Annotated in this window: 16 protein-coding genes; 6 read left to right on the forward strand and 10 right to left on the reverse strand. The window is 70.2% G+C overall.

Annotation, left to right across the window (positions count from 1 at the left end; translation table 11 throughout):
* Nucleotides 1-96: 96 nt before the first annotated feature.
* The 3 genes from F1193_RS05265 to F1193_RS05275 form a co-directional block, all read right to left on the reverse strand.
* The gene (locus F1193_RS05265; protein WP_150096623.1) at nt 97-984 is read right to left on the reverse strand and encodes a LysR family transcriptional regulator; all 888 of its coding nucleotides are present in this window, start codon (nt 982-984) and stop codon (nt 97-99) included.
* Between the two features lie 190 nt (nt 985-1,174).
* Nucleotides 1,175-2,137, reverse strand: a complete 963-nt coding sequence (trxB, locus tag F1193_RS05270) for a thioredoxin-disulfide reductase (RefSeq protein ID WP_150096624.1) — start codon at nt 2,135-2,137, stop codon at nt 1,175-1,177.
* On the reverse strand, nt 2,134-3,240 hold the full coding sequence (locus tag F1193_RS05275; RefSeq protein WP_150096625.1) for a mitochondrial fission ELM1 family protein: 1,107 nt from the start codon (nt 3,238-3,240) through the stop codon (nt 2,134-2,136). The genes trxB and F1193_RS05275 overlap by 4 nt, the downstream gene beginning before the upstream one ends.
* Nucleotides 3,241-3,490: 250 nt before the next feature.
* Here F1193_RS05275 and F1193_RS05280 point away from each other — a divergent pair, with 250 nt between their 5' ends.
* A complete protein-coding gene (locus tag F1193_RS05280) occupies nt 3,491-3,973 on the forward strand; it encodes an Lrp/AsnC family transcriptional regulator (RefSeq protein ID WP_150096626.1) in 483 nt (160 codons plus the stop codon).
* 172 nt (nt 3,974-4,145) lie between these two features.
* Here F1193_RS05280 and F1193_RS05285 read toward each other — a convergent pair whose 3' ends face one another.
* Entirely contained in the window at nt 4,146-4,535 is a 390-nt protein-coding gene (locus tag F1193_RS05285) for a GtrA family protein (protein ID WP_246164136.1), read from the reverse strand.
* A gap of 177 nt (nt 4,536-4,712) precedes the next feature.
* Between F1193_RS05285 and carB the strand changes: the two genes are divergently transcribed.
* The 3 genes from carB to F1193_RS05300 all read left to right on the forward strand — a co-directional run bounded on the left by carB (nt 4,713) and on the right by F1193_RS05300 (nt 9,588).
* The gene (gene carB, locus F1193_RS05290; protein ID WP_150096628.1) at nt 4,713-8,177 is read left to right on the forward strand and encodes a carbamoyl-phosphate synthase large subunit; all 3,465 of its coding nucleotides are present in this window, start codon (nt 4,713-4,715) and stop codon (nt 8,175-8,177) included.
* Between the two features lie 322 nt (nt 8,178-8,499).
* Nucleotides 8,500-8,976, forward strand: coding sequence for a transcription elongation factor GreA (gene greA, locus F1193_RS05295; protein WP_150096629.1), 477 nt, complete (start codon nt 8,500-8,502; stop codon nt 8,974-8,976).
* Nucleotides 8,977-9,060: 84 nt separating this feature from the next.
* Nucleotides 9,061-9,588, forward strand: a complete 528-nt coding sequence (locus F1193_RS05300; protein ID WP_150096630.1) for a hypothetical protein — start codon at nt 9,061-9,063, stop codon at nt 9,586-9,588.
* Nucleotides 9,589-9,733: 145 nt separating this feature from the next.
* Here F1193_RS05300 and F1193_RS05305 read toward each other — a convergent pair whose 3' ends face one another.
* Nucleotides 9,734-10,303 carry a type II toxin-antitoxin system HicB family antitoxin gene (locus F1193_RS05305; RefSeq protein ID WP_170263389.1) on the reverse strand — a complete coding sequence of 190 codons (570 nt, stop codon included), beginning with the start codon at nt 10,301-10,303 and terminating at the stop codon, nt 9,734-9,736.
* Nucleotides 10,304-11,000: 697 nt separating this feature from the next.
* On the opposite strand from F1193_RS05305, the gene bluB reads away from it, so the two are divergent.
* Nucleotides 11,001-11,723 carry a 5,6-dimethylbenzimidazole synthase gene (bluB, locus tag F1193_RS05310; RefSeq protein WP_246164138.1) on the forward strand — a complete coding sequence of 241 codons (723 nt, stop codon included), beginning with the start codon at nt 11,001-11,003 and terminating at the stop codon, nt 11,721-11,723.
* 136 nt (nt 11,724-11,859) lie between these two features.
* Here the strand turns inward: bluB and F1193_RS05315 are convergent, their stop codons facing one another.
* Both F1193_RS05315 and F1193_RS05320 read right to left on the reverse strand, forming a co-directional pair.
* A complete protein-coding gene (locus F1193_RS05315) occupies nt 11,860-12,468 on the reverse strand; it encodes a LysE family translocator (protein WP_150096632.1) in 609 nt (202 codons plus the stop codon).
* A 199-nt stretch (nt 12,469-12,667) separates the two neighbouring features.
* Nucleotides 12,668-13,090 carry a winged helix-turn-helix domain-containing protein gene (locus tag F1193_RS05320; RefSeq protein ID WP_150096633.1) on the reverse strand — a complete coding sequence of 141 codons (423 nt, stop codon included), beginning with the start codon at nt 13,088-13,090 and terminating at the stop codon, nt 12,668-12,670.
* A gap of 225 nt (nt 13,091-13,315) precedes the next feature.
* Between F1193_RS05320 and F1193_RS05325 the strand changes: the two genes are divergently transcribed.
* Nucleotides 13,316-13,777, forward strand: a complete 462-nt coding sequence (locus F1193_RS05325; RefSeq protein WP_150096634.1) for a hypothetical protein — start codon at nt 13,316-13,318, stop codon at nt 13,775-13,777.
* 197 nt (nt 13,778-13,974) lie between these two features.
* Here the strand turns inward: F1193_RS05325 and F1193_RS05330 are convergent, their stop codons facing one another.
* The 3 genes from F1193_RS05330 to F1193_RS05340 form a co-directional block, all read right to left on the reverse strand.
* Complete coding sequence (locus F1193_RS05330) at nt 13,975-15,753, reverse strand: DUF3300 domain-containing protein (RefSeq protein WP_150096635.1); 1,779 nt, start codon at nt 15,751-15,753, stop codon at nt 13,975-13,977.
* A gap of 142 nt (nt 15,754-15,895) precedes the next feature.
* Complete coding sequence (locus F1193_RS05335; protein WP_281287228.1) at nt 15,896-18,955, reverse strand: efflux RND transporter permease subunit; 3,060 nt, start codon at nt 18,953-18,955, stop codon at nt 15,896-15,898.
* The gene (locus tag F1193_RS05340; protein WP_246164146.1) at nt 18,952-19,986 is read right to left on the reverse strand and encodes an efflux RND transporter periplasmic adaptor subunit; all 1,035 of its coding nucleotides are present in this window, start codon (nt 19,984-19,986) and stop codon (nt 18,952-18,954) included. The genes F1193_RS05335 and F1193_RS05340 overlap by 4 nt, the downstream gene beginning before the upstream one ends.
* Nucleotides 19,987-19,992: the final 6 nt, after the last annotated feature.

Below are 19,992 nucleotides of genomic sequence, written 5' to 3' on the forward strand. Positions count from 1 at the left end.
GCGGTCCCGGGTCTCGGCTGGCGCCTCGCCCGGGACGACGGGAGATGGCAAACGGTCCCGGCTCGGCGCTTCGCGCCGTCCGGGACGACGTTCGGCTCAGAAGCTCCAGCGGCTGGCCTTGGAGACCAGGAAGTCGCGGAACGCCTGGACGCGGGCCACCGACTTCAGCTCCTGCGGGTAGACGAAATAGGCCTCCAGCCCCGGCGAATTGTCGGGGAAGAGCTGCACCAGCCCGGAGCCCTCGTCGACCATGTAGTCGGGCAGCATGCCGATGCCGAGCCCGCGCTCGACCGCCTGCTTGAGCGCCAGGACGTTGTTGACCCGGATCCAGGAGCGCCGCGGCTCGCGGCCCTCGCGCCCGGCGATCTCCAGCCAGTTGGTGTTCTGCAGGTAGCTCGGGATCGAGCCGCCGAACGAGATCAGCCGGTGGCGTTCGAGGTCGTCATAGGTGCGCGGCTGGCTGTGGTGCTTCAGGTAGTCGGCGCTGGCATAGGCGTGAAAATGCACGGTGAACAGCTTGCGCTGCACCAGATCGGCCTGCACCGGCTGGCGCATGCGAAGCGCCACGTCGGCCTCGCGCATGGCGAGATCGAGTTCCTCGTCGGTCAGGATCAGCGTCAGGCGGATGTCGGGAAACTTCTCGCCGAACTCGCCGAGCCGCGGTGTCAGCCAATGGGTGCCGAGCCCGACGGTGGTGGTGACCTTGAGCTCGCCATTGGGACGGTCGCGGCTGTCGGTCAACTCGCTGCGCGCCGCCTCCAGCTTGACGAACACGTCGTGGGCGGTGCGGTAGAGCAGCTCGCCCTGCTCGGTGAGGATCAGGCCGCGGGCGTGGCGGTGGAACAGCGGAACGTGCAGCTCCTGCTCCAGCGCCGACACCTGGCGGCTCACCGCCGACTGCGACAGGCCGAGCGCCTCGCCGGCATGTGTGAACGATCCGGCCTCGGCGGCCGCATGAAAGATTTTCAGCTTGTCCCAGTCCATTGTCGCGGCCTCAGCCCGCGCAGCGACCATTTTCCGCAGATCGTCCTGCGGTATGCCGTGCCTGCCAGATTGATGCCACAGCTTTGCATAAACTGCACACCAGCAAAAGTGGGATGCAAAAATGTGTCTTGACCGATCGTCTTCCGTGATGACCGGCCTGTGAAACGATGTCGCAGTGGGTCCGCTGGATTTATTCGGCCGCCGCCGAGGCCGGCACGCCCCCGGCCGCCAGGAAGCGCTCGGCCTCCAGCGCCGCCATGCAGCCCATGCCCGCCGCCGTCACCGCCTGGCGGTAGACGTCATCGGCGACATCGCCGGCCGCGAACACGCCGGGCACGCTGGTGGCGGTGGAATAGGGCGCGACCCACAGATAGCCGTTGGGCTTCATCTTCAGCTGGCCCTCGAACAGCGCGGTGGCAGGCGCGTGGCCGATGGCCACGAACAGCCCGTCGACGGCGCGCTCGCTCACTTCGCCGGTCAGCACGTTCTTCAGCCGCACGGCGGTGACCTTGGGCGGCGACGCCTCACCCAGAATGTCCTCGACCGCATGGTTCCACACCACCTCGACCTTGGGATTGGCGAACAGCCGCTCCTGCAGGATCTTCTCGGCGCGGAAGGCGTCGCGGCGGTGCACCACCGTGACCTTGGCGGCGAAATGGGTGAGGAACAGCGCCTCCTCCACCGCCGAATTGCCGCCGCCGACCACCATCACGTTCCTGCCGCGGAAGAAGAAGCCGTCGCAGGTGGCGCAGGCCGACACGCCGAAGCCGCGAAAGGCGGTCTCAGACGGCAGGCCCAGCCACTTGGCCTGGGCGCCGGTGGCGATGATCAGCGACTCAGCCAGCCACACCTCACCCGACTCGCACACCAGCCGGAACGGCCGGGCCGAGAGGTCCACGCTCGAAACGAGGTCGGTGACGATGCGGGTGCCGACGCGCTCGGCCTGCAGCCGCATCTGCTCCATCAGCTCGGGGCCCTGGATCGGCTCGGCGAAGCCCGGATAGTTCTCGACCTCGGTGGTCACCGTGAGCTGGCCGCCGGGCTGCAGGCCCTGGATCAGCACCGGCTGCAGCAGCGCGCGCGCCGCATAGATGGCGGCGGTGTAGCCGGCCGGGCCGGATCCGATGATGACGAGCTTGGCGTGGGTGGTCATCCGGCGCTCCTCGGGGGTTCGGGGTCGGGGGCAGGATCGCGAACGGGCTCGGCCGCCGTCTCAGGCTCCGGCGCCGGCTCCGGTTCGGCGGCCGGCTTCGGCTCGGGTTCCGGCGCCGGGGCGGCCAGAGCGGCGCAGTGCGCCTCAAAGCGCCGGGCGATCTCGGCGGCGATCTCCGGCGTCGCGTCCAGGGGTTGGTAGGGGGTGCCGTCGAGCGTGCCGGCGAACGGCTTCAGCGCGCCGTGGCGGGCGAGACCGTCGAGGAAGCGGCGGATCTTGCGGCTCCCTCCGGTCGGCGTGAACACGAAGATCGGCGCGCCGGTGGCGGCCGCCTCGCTGATCATGTTGACCGAATCGGCGGTGGCGACCACGGCGTCGGCGGCCGCCAGGAAGGCGAGGTAGGGATTGTCGCCCTGCCCGTCATAGAGCAGGTGCGCAAACGGCGCGAGCTGGGCGCGGATGATTGCCGTGAGGGCCGGCGGCGTGCGGCGCGAGGTCGTCACCATCAGCGAGGCGCCGCTGCGGGCGAGCCGGCCGAGGTCGCCGCCGAGCCGGGCCGAATCGGCGTCGCTATAGCGGTAATCCTTGCTCGGGCCGCCGATCAGCACCGCCACCCGCGGCCCCGGCAAGGCCGCGATCTCCGGGCGCAGGGCGGCGCGCTCGGCCGCCAGCGCCGCCGCCGAGATGCGGTGCGGCGAGGTGAGCGTGACCATGACGTTCTTGCCGCGCAGCCGGTCGTGCGCCGGCACCCACAGGAAATCGGCGGCGCGGCGGCCGCGGCGCGGATCCTTCAGGATCACCGTGAAGGTGTGGCCGCCCGACGCCTGCTTGACCGCCTGGACATAGGGGGCGGCGCGCCGGCCCGAGGCGATCACCAGATCGGGAAAGGGGGGCGCGATCGGGCTTGCCGCCCGGTCGGGCCGGTCGGCCGGCGGCACCGGGGCGAAGGCGCCGAGCCACACCCAGGGCGCGCGCGGCCGGACCCGGCGAATCTGCGGCTCGACGCCCAGGGCTGCGGCCACGCCCAGGCATTGCACCTCGTCGCCGGCCTTGCCGTCGGTGAGGATCCAGACCGTGGTATCGGGAGGGATGCCGGGCGCCATATGCCGGCCTTGCCGGATCGCGCGCGCCCGCGCAAGGGGAAACCGCGCCGGACCCGCCGTTCCACGGGGGACAGCCGGATCCCGGTCCGCGCGGATCTTGCCCGCAGGCCGGACTGCGCGCAATTTTGTTTCGCGCGACGTTTGGCTCTGCTAGAAGCGGAACCCTTGGCGCGCACCGTCCGCGCCGCCTGCCAGCATGGGGCGCCTGCCCCGGACGGTCCCCCCGAACGTTCCGAATTGCGAGGTTGCCGTGCCGATCCGTCTCGACGCCATCGACCGCAGGATCCTGGCCGAGCTGCAGGCGGACGGCCGGATGACCAATGTCGAGCTGGCGCGCCGGGTCGGCATCTCGGCGCCGCCCTGCCTGCGGCGGGTGCGCTCGCTGGAGGAAGCCGGCTTCATCCGCGGCTACCGCGCGCTGCTCGACGAGAAGCTGCTCGGCTTCGAGGTGGTGTGCTTCGCCATGGTGCATCTGGCGAGCCAGGCCGACGCCGACCTCAGGGCGTTCGAGGCGTTCGTGCGCAGCGCGCCCCTGGTGCGCGAATGCTGGATGCTGTCGGGCGAGATCGACTTCGTGCTGAAGTGCGTGGCGCCCGACCTCGCCACCTTCCAGGCTTTCGTTGCGGAACTGACGGCGGCGCCGGCAGTGAAGAACGTCAAGACCTCGCTGACGCTGCGCTGCTCCAAGGACGCGGCGCTGGTGCCGCTGGAGCTGCCGCCGGCGGAGGCGTGAGCGCATCTTCCGCCGTTCTGGGATCGCTGTCCGGACGATGCCCCCTTCCGGAGAACGGTCCCGGGTCTCGCTTTCGCTCGCCCGGGACGACGCGGGTCACTTCTGTCGTCGTCCCGGGCAAGCAGCGAAGCTGCGCGACCCGGGATCGTCAGCAGGACCAGATACCCCAACGTCAGGCGGCGTCGCGGAAGGTCCAGAAGCGGTTGCCGAGGAAGGTCCACACCAGCACGATGCCGGTGGTGATGACCTGCGCCACGAGCCAGTGCAGCCCGGCGCGGGTGGTGAGCACCTCCATAAGAATCCCGGTGAGCACGAAGGCCACCCCCGCCACCAGCGCGAAGCGCGGCACGGCGGCGGCATGGCTGCGCGCGCTGTCGAAGGTGAAGCGCCGGTTGAGCACGTAGGACACCACGCCGCCGACGGTGAAGCCAATGAGCGCAGCGAGGCTCGCGCGCACGCCTCCGGCCTCCACCAGCACCGCCAGCACGGCGTAGTGAGCGGCGGTGGCGATGACGCCGACCCCGCAGAAGGCGGCAAACTGGCGGGCGAGGCGCTTGAGCATGGAGGCCGGCATAGCCGGTGGGCGGCGCGCTGTCGACGGCGCGGCCGGCTTCCCTCCCCGGCAATTCTCCTCTAAAGGAGAGGCAGGGTTGCCGCCGTTCCGGCAACAAATCGCCCACCGAGGAGGGCGCGCCACGGGGCGCTGCCCTTTTTTCGTGTGCGCCAACAGCACTCTGCCATGCCCAAACGGACTGACATCTCCACGATTCTGATCATCGGCGCGGGGCCGATCGTCATCGGCCAAGCCTGCGAGTTCGACTATTCCGGCACCCAGGCGGTGAAGGCGCTCAAGGAGGAGGGGTACCGGGTCGTCCTGGTCAACTCCAACCCCGCCACCATCATGACCGATCCGGACCTGGCCGACGCCACCTATATCGAGCCGATCACGCCGGAGATCGTGCGCCGGATCATCGCCAAGGAGCGCGGCGACCGCACGCAGGGCTTCGCGCTGCTGCCGACCATGGGCGGGCAGACCGCGCTCAACTGCGCGCTGTCGCTCGAAAAGATGGGCGTGCTGGAGGAGTTCGACGTCGAGATGATCGGCGCCAAGGCGCACGCCATCGACAAGGCCGAGGACCGCCAGCTGTTCCGCGAGGCGATGAACCGCATCGGGCTGGAGACGCCGCGCTCGCGTCTCGCCAACGCCTCCGATTTCAAGAAGGGCGACCGCGACGCCTACAAGGCCGAGATCGCCCGCATCACCGCCCAGGACATCCCCGACGCCGACAAGGCCGATCAGCTCAAGGCGTTCGAGAAGACGTGGCTCAAGGGCGAGGTCGAGCGCCGCAAGCGCTATCAGGACAAGGCGCTGATCGAAGCGCTCGAGGCGCTCGAATATGTCGGGCTGCCGGCCATCATCCGCCCGTCCTTCACGCTGGGCGGCACCGGCGGCGGCATCGCCTACAACAAGACCGAGTTTTTGGAGATCGTCGAGCGCGGGCTCGACGCCTCGCCCACCCACGAGGTGCTGATCGAGGAATCGGTGCTGGGGTGGAAGGAGTTCGAGATGGAGGTGGTCCGCGACAAGGCGGACAACTGCATCATCATCTGCTCGATCGAGAACGTCGATCCGATGGGCGTGCACACCGGCGATTCGATCACCATCGCGCCGGCGCTGACGCTGACGGACAAGGAATACCAGATCATGCGCGACGCCTCGATCGCGGTGCTGCGCGAGATCGGGGTGGAGACCGGCGGCTCGAACGTGCAGTTCGCGGTCAATCCCACGGACGGACGCCTCGTCATCATCGAGATGAACCCGCGCGTGTCGCGCTCCTCGGCCCTGGCGTCGAAGGCCACCGGCTTCCCCATCGCCAAGGTCGCCGCCAAGCTCGCCATCGGCTACACGCTGGACGAGATCGCCAACGACATCACCGGCGGCGCCACGCCCGCCTCGTTCGAGCCGACGATCGACTACATCGTCACCAAGATTCCGCGCTTCGCCTTCGAGAAGTTCACCTCCGCCGATCCCAACTTCACCGTGCTGACCACCGCGATGAAGTCGGTCGGCGAGGCGATGGCGATCGGCCGCACCTTCGAGGAAAGCCTGCAGAAGGCGCTGCGCTCGCTGGAAACCGGCCTCACCGGGCTCGACGAGATCGAGATCGAGGGGCTGGGCCAGGGCGACGACAAGAACGCCATCCGCGCGGCGCTGGGCACGCCGACGCCGGGGCGCCTGCTGCAGGTCGCCCAGGCGATGCGGCTCGGCTGGAGCGACGAGCAGATCTTCGAGAGCTGCAAGATCGATCCGTGGTTCCTGGAGCGCATCCGCGCCATCGTCGAGATGGAGGCGGAGATCCGCGCCAAGGGCCTGCCCGGCAGCGCGGCCTCGATGCGCCGGCTGAAGGCGATGGGCTTCTCGGATGCGCGCCTTGCCAAGCTCACCGGCAAGAGCGAGACCGAGGTGCGCTCAGCCCGCCACGCGCAGGGCGTGCGCCCGGTCTACAAGCGCATCGACACCTGCGCGGCCGAATTCGCCTCGCCCACCGCCTACATGTACTCGACCTACGAGACGCCGTTCGCGGGCGCGCCCGCCGACGAGGCGCGACCCTCCGACCGCACCAAGGTGGCGATCCTCGGCGGCGGGCCGAACCGCATCGGCCAGGGCATCGAGTTCGACTATTGCTGCTGCCACGCCTCGTTCGCCCTGCGCGATGCCGGGTTCGAGACGATCATGATCAACTGCAATCCGGAGACGGTGTCGACCGACTACGACACCTCGGACCGGCTCTATTTCGAGCCGCTCACCACCGAGGACGTCACCGAGATCCTCGCGCGTGAACAGACGAATGGCCGCCTGCACGGCGCCATCGTGCAGTTCGGCGGCCAGACGCCGCTGAAGCTCGCCCAGTCGCTGGAAGAGGCGAACATCCCGATCCTCGGCACCTCGCCCGACGCGATCGACCTCGCCGAGGACCGCGACCGCTTCAAGCAGCTCCTCGACAGGCTGGGCCTCAAGCAGCCGCAGAACGCCATCGCGGTGAGCCCGGAGGATGCGCGCGCCAAGGCCGCCTCGATCGGCTATCCCATCGTCATCCGCCCCTCCTACGTGCTGGGCGGCCGGGCGATGGAGATCGTGTTCGACCCCGGCCATCTCGACCGCTACCTGGAGCGGCTGACGCGCGACCTGGCGCGGCCCGGCGAGCTCGTGGTCTCCGACAAGCGGCCGCTTCTGCTCGACCGCTACCTCGCCGACGCCATCGAGATCGACGTCGACTGCCTTTGCGACGGCACCGACACCTTCGTCGCAGGCGTGATGGAGCACATCGAGGAAGCCGGCATCCATTCCGGCGATTCGGCGTGCTCGCTGCCGCCGCACTCGCTGACGGAGGAGACCATCGCCGAGCTGGAGCGCCAGACCCGCGCCATGGCGCTGGCCTTGAACGTCGGCGGGCTGATGAACGTGCAGTACGCGCTGAAGAACGGCGACATCTACGTGCTGGAGGTCAATCCGCGCGCCTCGCGCACCGTGCCGTTCGTGGCCAAGGTGATCGGCCTGCCGATCGCCAAGATCGCCTCGCGCATCATGGCCGGCGAGAAGCTGGCGAGCTTCGGCCTCAAGCCGCGCAAGCTCAACCATATCGGCGTCAAGGAGGCGGTGTTCCCGTTCGCGCGCTTCCCCGGCGTCGACACCGTGCTCGGCCCGGAGATGCGCTCGACCGGCGAGGTGATGGGGCTCGACCGCACCTATGCCGCCGCCTTCGCCAAGTCGCAGCTCGGCTCGGGCACCAAGGTGCCGCGCACCGGCACGGTGTTCGTCTCGGTGAAGGAGGCGGACAAGCCGCGGGTGCTGCCGGTGGCCCGGCTGCTGCACGAGCTCGGCTTCAAGCTCATCGCCACCTCGGGCACCCAGCGCTTCCTGATGGAGAACGGCGTGCCGGCGGCCAAGATCAACAAGGTGCTGGAAGGCCGCCCGCACATCGTCGACGCCATCAAGAACGGCGAGGTGCAGCTCGTGTTCAACACCACCGACGGCGCCCAGGCGCTGGCCGACAGCCGGTCGCTCCGGCGGGCCGCCCTCTTGCACAAGGTGCCCTATTACACCACCCTCTCGGGTGCGGTGGCGGCGGCGGAGGGAATCAAGGCCTATCTGGGCGGCGATTTCGAGGTGCGGGCGCTGCAGGCCTATTTCGACGCCGCGTGATACCCTTCTTCCGGGACCGCCATGCGGTCGTCAGGATAGCGAACGCGACCGCCATGCGGTCGCCTGGATACCCAACGCGACCGCCACGCGGTCGTCTGGATACGGAAGCGTTTGAATCCGGGAGATCACGTCGCGATCCCGGAGGCGTAAGATGCAGTTCACAATGGGCGGCCGCACGGCCGCCGATCGCGGACCAGCGTCGGCATGAGTGAACGCCGCGGGCCGAGGATGATTCGGCCGCGGGCGTTGGTGGATTTGTTCGCGTGTGGATTTGTTCGAACCGCGCCGAGCCCGGAGCCGGTTGCGCGGTCGCAGGGGGAAAATGATGGAACGTGTTCCGATGACGGCGGCGGGCTTCAGCGCCCTGGAGGCGGAGCTGAAGCACCGCCAAGCGGTGGAGCGGCCCCGGATCATCGAAGCCATCTCGGAGGCGCGGGCGCACGGCGATCTGTCGGAGAACGCCGAGTACCACGCGGCCAAGGAAGCGCAGAGCCACAATGAGGGCCGCATCGCCGAGCTCGAATCGATCATTTCTCGCGCCGAAGTGATCGACGTGTCGAAGCTGTCCGGCGAGGTCGTCAAGTTCGGCGCCACCGTCAAGCTGGTCGACGAGGACAGCGAGGAGGAGAGGGTCTGGCAGATCGTCGGCGAGCAGGAGGCCGACGCCAAGAAGGGCCGCATCTCCATCACCTCGCCGCTCGCCCGCGCCCTCGTCGGCAAGAAGGTCGGCGCCTCGGTGGAAGTGAATGCCCCGGGCGGCGCCAAGAGCTATGAGATCGTCGAGGTGCGCTGGGTCTGATACGGTTCGCCGGCCGATCGGCCGGACACCGTACGCGCCCGATCCCGGTCGCCAAACTGCGGTCGCCAAACTGCGGAGGATGCCATGGTGAGTCGCGCTGATCCCTTCACCCGCCGTGCCGTGCTGGCCGCGCTCAGTGGCGCGCTGGCCGCGCTGCCGGCCCTCGCCCGGCCGGCCGCCGCCCAGGGCGCAACGACGTTCCGCGCCATCACCATCGACACCTCGCCGCTGGCCCGGCTCGGCGACCCCCGCGACGCCGAGCTGATTCGCCGCAACCTCTCCCGCGAGCTGCCGGCGGCGTTCGCCGGGCGGGTCACCGGGGCGCGCGGCGCGCCGACCCTGGTGGTGCGAATCACCTCGCTGTCGCTGGGCTCCTACACCGGCACGGCCAGCGGCGGCGGCGGTGGCGGCGGATCGACGGTCGATACCGATTATCTGGAGGGCGAGGCGCTGGTCGTGCCGGCCGGCAGCAAGACGCCGAGCGCCCGCGTGCCCATGCTCTCGGCCGTGCCGTCCGCCAGCGCCGGGGCCTGGTACCTGCCGGACAATGAAGAGCGCCGTATCGCCTACATCAGCTCGTTCTTCGCCGGCTGGCTGGCAAAGCGGGTGTGAGCGCGCCGTCCGCTGCTGCGGTCACCGGCGCAGGCCTCGCCGCGAACGGCGCGCCTGAGAGCTGAGCCCGAGAAGGGCGAGCCCGAGACGAAGCGGCGTGCGACCGCCCGGTCCGCGCGCGCGGACCGGGCGGTGTCGTTCCCGCTCATTCGACGCTCTCGTCGATCTGGCGCGCCAGCGCGGCCTTGAGGGCATCCTCGATGAAGGCCAGACGGTCGAGCCCGCTGGCCGCCGCCGTCGCGTCGACCGCGGCCACGAGATCGGCATCGAGCGTCAGCTCGATGGTCTTGGCCAGCGGCGCGTCCGGCAGCAGCGGCACCAGCGCCAGCGCGCTGTCCTGGCGCAACAGCTTCGTCAGTTCGGGGTCGCCGTGCACCGCGTCCTCGGCCGAACGCGGCTCGGGCAGCGCCTCGCCGCGATCGCGCGCCGCCTCGCACCAGTGGCGCACCACCTGGGCGGCATCGGCCAGCGCGGCGTCGATGGTCTCGCCACCGGCGGTGCAGGCGGGCAGGTCGGGCAGCACCACGCGGTAGCCGCCGGGCCGGCCGGCCACGATGGCGACATAGCCGGCGGGCCGGGGGGCCGGAGCGCCGCCGAACCCGAACTCCGCCGGGTTGATCTCGGCCGGCAGGGCGCCGTAACGGCCGTTGCGGCCCTCGACGTGCGCCGCGCCGCGCCAGCGCGTTCGTTCTCGACCAATCGTTTCTCGCATCATTGCAATCATCCTATTTGCGGGGGGTAATTCCGGGGGAGCAAACACTCATTATGAACAGATATGTACTCCGTCCGGAATTGCTAGCCTTTCGGTGTGACCGGACCATGGCTGAAGACCCATCCAAGCCGAAGTAAAGAGTTACCACGCCCGATTCATCTGATTATTACGAGGGCACTTCGCGGGTACGACGGCAGCCGAGTGACAGATCAGTTTCATTAGCGATTGGTTGACGACACAATGACGCGCCCTACCCACCAGTTCCCGATTCGGCGCCCCTCGGCCCTGCGTCGAATGCCCGCTGTCGGGCCCCGGATGGCGCAGGGCCGGCGGCGGGAGCAGCCGGGCTCCTCGCCGCGCCACGCTCCGAAGCGTGGCCGGCACGCGGCGTGTCGCCGGCCGTGCAGACGCGGGGTGCGTATTCGTCGGGGCATGAGACGGAATCCGGTCCGGCGGGCCGGCGCTTCGCCGTCCCGCCGCCGGAAACGTCTTTCAGATCAAGGATTCTTCGGCTCGCCCGCGTCCTGCATTCCGGCGGGATCGACCGGGGGCGCCTCACGGCTCTCCCGGGCCGGTTTCCACTTTTGCGCCGCATGCTCTAAAGCCAGGGCCCGGAGCGTCCCGCCCTGACGCAGGCGGAGCGGACGCCCGGACCGCACCGGCCACCGCCGAGGCGGCCGCCCGCCCGCGAGGGGGAGACATGAGCACGAGCGACGTCAACGACATGCCGATCCAGTACGACCCGGCCTTCACGCTCGACGAGCGCGTCGCGGTCTATCGCTGCATCCACACGCGGCGCGACGTGCGCGGCCAGTTCCGGCCCGACCCGGTGCCGGACGAGGTGCTGGCGCGGCTGCTGGAGGCCGCCCACCATGCCCCCTCGGTCGGCTTCATGCAGCCCTGGGATTTCATCATCGTGCGCGACCCGGCGGTGAAGAAGAAGGTGCATGCCGGCTTCGCCCGCGCCCACGCCGAGGCCGCCGAGATGTTCGAGGACGAGCAGCGCGAGCGCTACCGCCGCCTCAAGCTCGAAGGCATTCTCGACGCGCCGGTCGGCATCTGCGTCACCTGCGACCGCGCCCGCGCCGGCAAGGTGGTGCTCGGCCGCACCCACCAGCCGGAAATGGACCTCTACAGCGCGGTGTGCGCGGTGGAGAATCTGTGGCTCGCCGCCCGCGCCGAGAATCTCGGCGTGGGGTGGGTGTCGATCCTCGACTATGACGCGCTGCGCCAGGCGCTAGGCATCCCGCCCGAGATCCAGCCGATCGCCTATCTGTGCGTCGGCGCCGTCACCCACTTCTATGCCAAGCCGGAGCTCGAGGTGACGGGCTGGCGGCGGCGGCTGCCGCTGCACGACCTCGTGTGGTTCGACGGCTGGCACAAGCGCACCGGCAAGGAGCCGCTGCTCGACGCCATCGGGTGAACGGGGGCCGGCGTCGTCCCGGGCGAGCCGCGCGACCCGGGACCGTTTGCAGATAGAGGCCCTCGTCCTGAAGACGATCCTGGGTCTCGCTGACGCTCGCCCGGGATGACAATTCATATAATATTGACGATCACGCTCAGCGCTCGGCCAGCGCGAGCTTGGCGCCGAGCGCCACGAAGGCCGCGGCGAACGAGCGGCGCAGCCAGGTCATCACGCTCGGCCGGCCGATGACGTAGGTGCGCGCCGCCGCCGCGGCGAAGCCGTAGAGCACGAACACCGCAAACGTCATCGCCATGAAGGTGCCCGACAGTTCCAGCATGCGGACGACCGGGTGGGCCTCGCCGGCCTCGACGAACTGCGGCAGGAAGGCGAGGAAGAAGATCGACAGCTTGGGGTTCAGGAGATTGATCAGCACGCCGCGCGCGATGATGCGGCTGGCCGGCAGATCCTCGGCCGCGCCCACCGCCAGCGCCCCGCTCTCCTTCAGCGTCTGCCACGCCATCCACAGGAGATAGGCGACGCCGGCGTATTTCACCGCCTCGAAGGCGAGCGCGCTGGCATGCAGCAGCGCCGCCAGGCCGGCGATGGCGGCGGCGATGTGCGGCACGATGCCGAGCGTGCCGGCGAACGCCGCAATGACGGCGGCCCGCCGCCCGCGCGTGAGGCCATAGGCCAGCGTGTAGAGCACGCCGGTGCCGGGCGAGGCGACGATGATCAGCGCGGTGATGAGGAATTCCGGCGACATGGTTGGGCTCGTTTCTCGGGCGGCTAGAGCATCCGCCGATCTGATTGAACCAAGCGGACGCGGCTCAAGTCCTCGATTTGTCGCATTCTCTTTCGCAAAACCGGTTCCCACTTTTGCGGAGAATGCTCCAAGTCTTTGTTTTGTCGCATTCTCTTTCGCAAAACCGGTTCCCACTTTTGCGGAGAATGCTCCAGCGGGATCAGGCCGGGGTGACGGGTCCGGCGTCGGTCACGATATCGTTCTCGAACGGTGCGAATTCGTCGAGGATGGCGGCGCGGGTGCGCGCCTCGATGCGGCGATAGGCGGCGACCACCGACCGGCCGAACTCGGTGAGCTGGGCGCCGCCGCCATGGACGCCGCCAGCCGAGGCGACCACCAGCGGCCGGGTGAACATGCTGTTGGCCTCGTCGACCAGCAGCCACGCCCGCCGGTAGGACATGCCCATCGCGCGCCCGGCGGCCGAGATCGAGCCGGTGCGGCCGATCGCCTCCAGAAGATCCATCTTGCCCGGGCCGATGCGCTTGTCGCCGACCAGCACGATGCGCAGGCGCGGCACCGCACGGGCCAACGGTCCCGTCGCCGCGCGCACCCTCTGCGCCTTCGCCACCGACCTGACCGGCATGCCGCCTCCCTCAATTTTCAGCAACTATAGCGCAAACGCGCCGGAGCTTCCTGCGGCAGGCATGCCCACCCGGTGACCGGTGCCGCGATTTGCCGGCAATCCGGCAAGGGAATCCTAAGCGCTCTGCAGCTAATTTTGCCTTGTGGCGGCCTCGGGAGCCGCCCCGCGGTGGGCGCGGGCCGGATGTCATCCACGCGGGCCACCTGCGGCTGCGGAGGGGAACGCATGAGCGCTGCGACGGAACGCGTATCCGAACCCCTGGTTCTCGGCGATCTCGCCGCCATGGATGCGGAAACGCCGGTGCGCTGGGGACAGGTGCTGCTGAGAACCAAGGCCGGACTGCGGCGCGGCCCGGTCACCGCCGAAGTGTTCATGGCGCCGGACCGCTCGCGCTTCCGGGTGGTGGACACCGCCGGCCGCACCGAGTTCCTGTCCAGCCTGCAGTTCTGCCGGTTCGTGCTCGAACTGCGCTCCACCGGCCGGTTCGAGTTCGAACGCAAGCCCAAGTCCAACGCGACCCTGCTGGGCGCCGAGCCGGCGAAAGCCGAGACAGGCAAGGCCGAGGCAGGCAAGGGCGAGTTGGGCAAGACTGAACTGGGCAAGGCGGAACTGGGCAAGGCGGACGCGATGTCGGTGTTCGCGGTGCAGCGCCGCCCGCATCACCTGCCGCGCGACGGCGAGCATTGATGGGGGGCCATCCGGCTTCCGGCCGATCCCTGCGGGATTCCGGAAACGGCCTCGCCGAACCTCCCCGGCCGACAGCCTGACCTCTGGCGATCAAACGAAACGCCGGCCCGTGGGGCCGGCGCTGCCATGTTGGGATCAGGATGCGCTTCGCGGTGGCCGCGCGGCTCGATTGCCGCCCCGAGCGGACCACACGGGGCTCAGCGCCGCCCTCCCCGTCCGCCACCGCCACCACGGCCGCCACCACGGCCTGCCGCCCGTCCGCTGGCACGCGGCTGGGAGCGCGCGGCCGGACGTGGACGGGCTGCCGGACGCGCCGACGGGCGCTGCTGGCGGGCGGCCGGACGCTGCTGCGACCGGGCAGCCGGGCGGGTCTGGCGCTGCTTCGACCGGGCAGCCGGACGCTGCTGCGGCCGCGCCGCGGGACGATCCGGCCGGGCAGCCGGGCGCTGCTGCGGCCGCGCCGCGGGACGATCCGGCCGGGCAGCCGGGCGCTGCTGCGGCCGGGCGGCGGGACGGTCGGGGCGTGCGGCCGGACGATCCGGCCGGGCGGCGGGACGGTCCGCCGGACGGTCGGGTCGCGCTGCCGGACGATCCGGACGCGCCGGAAGATCCGGACGGCCAGCGCCGCCGCCGGGACGATCCCCTGGTCCGCCACCCGGACGATCCGGACGAACACCGGGCCGGTCGGGGCCGCCGCCAGGACGGTCGCCTGGTCCGCCACCCGGACGATCGGGACGAAGGCCGGGACGATCGGGGCCGCCGCCAGGACGATCGCCAGGACCGCCGCCAGGACGATCGGGACGAAGGCCGGGACGATCGGGGCCGCCGCCAGGACGATCGCCAGGACCGCCGCCGGGGCGATCACCGGGGCCGCCACCGGGACGATCCGGAAGGAGACCAGGACGGTCGGGACCGCCAGGGCCTCCCGGACCACCAGGACGATCACCGGGGCCGCCGCCGGGACGATCCGGACGGAAACCGGGGCCGCCTGGACCGCCAGGACCACCGGGCCCACCCGGGCCGCCGGGGCGATCGGGACGAAGGCCGGGACGATCGGGACCGCCGCCGGGGCGGTCGGGCCGGAAGGGCGGGCGCGGCGGCGGGCCGCCGGGACGGCCGGGTCGCCATGCGCCGGGCGGCGGGCCGCCGGGACGGCCGGGCCGCCACGCCGGCCGGTCGACCCAGATGTTGTTCCAGCGCCAGTTGTTCCAGTTGTTGCGGCCCCACCAGCCGCCGTACCACGCCGAGCCGACCAGCACCGCGGTGCCGAACAGCAGCGCGCCGGTGGCGAAGGTGTCGAACACCACCGAGGAATCATAGACCGGCACGTAGATCCGCTCCGGATCGGCCGGCGCGATATAGATCGTCCGCGTGCCGCTGTCCTCGCGCGTCGTCACCACCTGCTGCGGCGTCGAGGCGAGGTTGCCGGCCTTCTCGGCGCGGGCGCGCAGCACCTGGATGACGGAGGCGACATCGGCCGGCTGCAGCGCGAATGCCGCGCCCAGCGCCTGCGTCCAATCCAGATTGTCGGCCAGCATCTTCAGAACGTCGGGGAAGCGCGCCAGCGCCTTCACCGAATTGTCCCAGGTCTGGGCGTCGACGCCGCTGAAATCGCCCTTGGCGACCGCGTCGCGATTGGCGTCGAGCCAGCGGTCGGCCTGGATGATCTGCACCGGATAGGTGGTGGCCGGCAGGATCAGCGCCACCAGCGGATCAGGGTAAAGGGCGATCGGCCCGAGCAGATATTCGAGATCGGAGAGCGTATAGACCTTCTCCGCCGGCCCGGCCTGGTTCGGCGCGGCCGGAGACCCCGGCGCCGCCGGCAGCGGCAAGGGGGTCGGCGCCTGGGCCGGCTCGGCCGGCGGGCTCTGCGCGAAGGCCGGCTGGACGACCGTCACCCAACCGAACATCGCCGCGACGGCAACGCGGGCGCGCTTGCCGGTCAAGTATCGGGCGTCGTACTTGTTTCTGCTCACTGGCAGCCCTCCCTCGATTGCCGCCCGTCATTGCCGGGACAGCGCTGCACACCGCTTCTGCCGCATTTCGTCTTGCCGCGTTTCGTCTTGCCGCGTTTCGTCTTGCCGCACCCGGACTCCGGGCACCCTGCCCTTGCCGCCCTCAGGACGCCGCCGCCGCGGCGTCCGTTTTTTCACGACTGCCAAACCAAGCCACATAGAGCGCCGGTAGAAAGATCAAGGTCAGCAGCGTCGCCACCAAGAGCCCGCCCATGATCGAGAAGGCCATCGGCCCCCAGAACACGGTCGGCGCGATGGGGATCATGCCGAGCACGGTGGACACCGCCGTGAGCATGATCGGCCGGAAGCGGGTGCTGGCGGCGTCCATCACCGCCTCGCGCACGTTCTTGCCCGCCGCGCGCTCGGCCTCGATCTGGCCGATCAGGATGACGGCGTTCTTGGTGATCATGCCGAGCAGCGCCAGGATGCCGAGGATCGCCACGAAGCCGAGCGGCCGGCCGGACAGGAGCAGCGCGCCGACCACGCCGATGAGCCCGAGCGGCCCGACGGTGAGCGCGATGAACAGCCGCTGGAAGCTCTGGAGCTGCACCATCAGCACGGTGACCATCAGCAGCAGCATCAAGGGCACCACGGCGATCACCGAGGCCTGCGACTTGGCGCTCTCCTCCACCGTGCCGCCGATGACGATGCTGTAACCCGGCGGCAGGCCGCTCTGCAGCGCCTTCACCGCCGGCTCCAGCGCGTCGGTGACGCTCTCGGGCAGCGCGCCCTGGCGCACGTCGGCCTGCACGGTGAGGGTGGGCACGCGGTCGCGCCGCCACACCACCGGATAGTCCTGCGTCTCCTCGAAGGTGGCGAACTGGCTGAGCGGCACCGTGCGGCCGTTGGGCAGCGCCACCTGCAGGGTGCTCAAGGTGGCGAGCGACACGCGCTGCTCGTCGGTGGCGCGCACCACGATGTCGACGAGATAGATACTGTCGCGCACCTGCGAGATCGCCTGGCCGGACACCACGGTGTTGAGCACGCTGGCGATGGCCTGCGAGCTCAGGCCGAGGCGGCGCGCCTCGTCCTGGTCGATGCGGATGCGCACCTCGCGGGCCGGCTCGATCCAGTCGAAATTGACGGTGCGGGTCCGCTTGTCCTGCGCCACGATCTCGGCCAGCCGGAAGGCGATCTCGCGCACCTTGGAGAGGTCGGGGCCGCTCACCCGGTACTGCACCGGCCAGCCGACCGGCGGCCCGAGCTCCAGCGGCGAGATGCGCGAGACCACGCTCGGGAAGTCCTCGGCCAGCACCTTCTCCAGCTTCTGGCGCAGCCGCTCGCGCGCCGCCACGTCCTTGGCGACGATCACGCCTTGCGCGAAGAAGTCGTTGGGAAGCTGCACGTCGAGCGGCAGGTAGAAGCGGATGGCGCCGCGGCCGACATAGGTGCTCCAGCGCGCGACGTCCGGGTCGTCCTTCAGCACCGCGTCGAAGCGCTCCACCATGGATTCGGTGGCGTAGATCGAGGCGTTCTGCGGCAGCCGCAGATCGACCAGCAGCTCGGGCCGGTCGGAGGAGGGGAAGAACTGGTTGGGGATCAGCGGCAGGGCTGCGATCGCCGCCGCGAACAGGCCCACCGTCAGCGCGATGGTGAGGTAGCGCAGGCGCAGCGCGGCACCGAGCAGCCCGCGATAGGCGCGGAACACCGGGCCGGGCTTCGCCTCCGCGCCCTCTTTGGGCGGCGCGAGGATGGCGAGGCCCAGGAGCGGCGCGAACACCACGGCCACCAGCCACGACAGCACCAGCGCGATGGCGACGACGGCGAAGAGCGAAAACGTGTATTCGCCGGCCGAACTGGCGGCGAAGCCCACCGGCACGAAGCCGGCGATGGTGACCAGCGTGCCGGCCAGCATGGCGAACGCGTAGGTGCGGAAGGCGAAGGAGGCCGCCTGCACCTTGCTTTCGCCGCGGGCGAGCCGGTTCAGCATGGCGTCGGTGGTGGTCATCGCGTCGTCGACCAGGAGCGCCAGCGCGATGATCAGCGCACCGAGCGAGATGCGCTGCATGTCGATGCTGCTCAGATCCATCACCGCGAACACCGCGGCCAGCGTCAGCGGGATCGACAGCGCCACCACCAGACCTGCCCGCACGCCGAGGCTGATGAAGCTGACCGCCAGGATGATCGCCACCGCCTGCCACAGCGAGGACATGAACTCGGCGATCGCGCTCTCCACGGTGACCGCCTGGTCGGCGACCAGCGCCGGCTCGATACCCACCGGCAGCTCGGCCTTGATCTGGGCCATGGCGCGGTCGATGCGCTGGCCGAGCGCCAGGATGTCGCCGCCCTCGCGCATGGCGATGGCCAGCCCGATCGCCGGCTGGCCGTTGGCGCGGAACTGCGGCTGCGGCGGGTCGGCATAGCCGCGGTGGACGCGGGCGATGTCGCTTAAGCGCAGCATGCGGCCGCCGACCGCGAAATTGACGTCGGCGACGTCCTGCTCGGTGCGGAAGGCGCCCGACACCCGCAGCGAGATCGCCTCGTTGCCGGTCTGGATGACGCCGGCCGGGCGCACGATGTTCTGGGTCTGCAGCGCATTGATCAGCGCCGAGCGGTCGATGCCGAGGCTCGCCAGCTCCTTAACCGAGAACTCGACGAAGATTACCTCGTCCTGGGCGCCGAGGATCTCGATCTTGGAGACGTCGGGCAGGCGCAGCAGCTTCGAGCGCACGTCCTCCACATGGTCGCGCAGCTCGCGGTGGGTGAAGCCATCAGCGGTGAAGCCGTAGATGATGCCGAAGGTGTCGCCGAACTCGTCGTTGAAGCCTGGCCCGACCACGCCGGCCGGCAAGGTGTGGCGGATGTCGCCGATCGACTTGCGCACATGGTACCAGGTGTCCGCCACCTGCTGCGCCGAGGTGGCGCCATCGAGATTGACGAACACCGTGGTGACGCCGGCATTGGTGTAGGAGCGGATGAAATCGAGGTGCGGCGTCTCCTGCAGCTTGCGCTCGATCCGCTCGGTCACCTGTTCGAGCATGTCCTGCACGGTGGCGCCGGGCCAGGCCGCCTGCACCACCATGGTCTTGATGATGAAGGCCGGATCCTCGCTGCGGCCCAGCCGGTTGTAGGAGAGGATGCCGGCGAGCACCGCCACGATCATGAAATAGACGACCAGCGAGCGGTGGCCGAGCGCCCATTCCGACAGATTGAACCGCATCATGGCTCCCCGCCGAGCAGGCGGACCTTCTGGCCGGGATGCAGCGCCTGCACGCCGGCGGTGACCACCACCTCGCCGGTGTCGAGCCCGCCCGACACCACGACGCTGGCCGGGTCGAAGCGCAGCACCTCGACATTGCGCAGCGTCACCGTGCGGCTCGCCGGATCGACCACCCACACCGCCGGCTGGCGGTTGATGCGAGTGAGCGCCGAGGCCGGGATCTCGATGATCGGCACCGCCTCCATCTGCAGCCGGCCGGTCACCGCCGCACCGAGCCGCATCGCCTCGGGCGGCTTCTCCAGCCCGACCTTGACCTGGAAGGTGCGGGTGACCGGATCGGCCTGCTCGGCGACCTCGCGCACCCGCCCGCTGGCGGTGACGGTGGGATCGTCGGTGAGATTGACGGCGATCGCCGGCTCGCTCGGCGCCGAGCGCAGCACCTGGGCCGGAATGTCGAACACCGCGTCGCGCCCGCCCTGGCGGGCCAGGGTCACGATCATCCGCCCGGCCTGGACCACCTCGCCGGGCTCGGCGCCGATCGCCGTCACCACGCCGGAGGCGTCGGCCTCAAGCTCGGTGAAGCTGACGAGGTCGCGCGCGGCTTTGAGCTGGGCCTCGGCGGAATCGACCTGGGCGCGGGCGGTGTCGCGCGCCTTCTGCGCCTCGTCGAACAGCGCCCGCGTCGTCCAGCCCTGGGCGAGCAGCGTCTGCTGGCGCGTGAAATGGTTGCCGGCCTGCACCAGCGCCGCCTGGGCGGCGGCCAGATTGGCCTTCGCCGAGCGCAGGGCGTTCATCTCGTTCTGCGGCTCCAGCCGGGCGAGAAGCTGGCCGGGGCCGACCCGCTCGCCGACCGACACCGCACGCTCGGCCAGCCGGCCGCCAATGCGGAAGCCGAGCGCCACCTCGTCCTCGGCCTCGATGCGGCCGGCGAAGGTGACCGCCGTGCCGGCCTCGCTCTTGGCGATGGTGACAGTGCGCACCGGCCGCGCGTCGGCGACCGGCGCCTCCGGCTCGGGCGCACAGGCGGCGAGCATCAGCGC

The sequence above is a fragment of the Blastochloris sulfoviridis genome (assembly GCF_008630065.1).
Classification (GTDB): domain Bacteria; phylum Pseudomonadota; class Alphaproteobacteria; order Rhizobiales; family Xanthobacteraceae; genus Blastochloris; species Blastochloris sulfoviridis.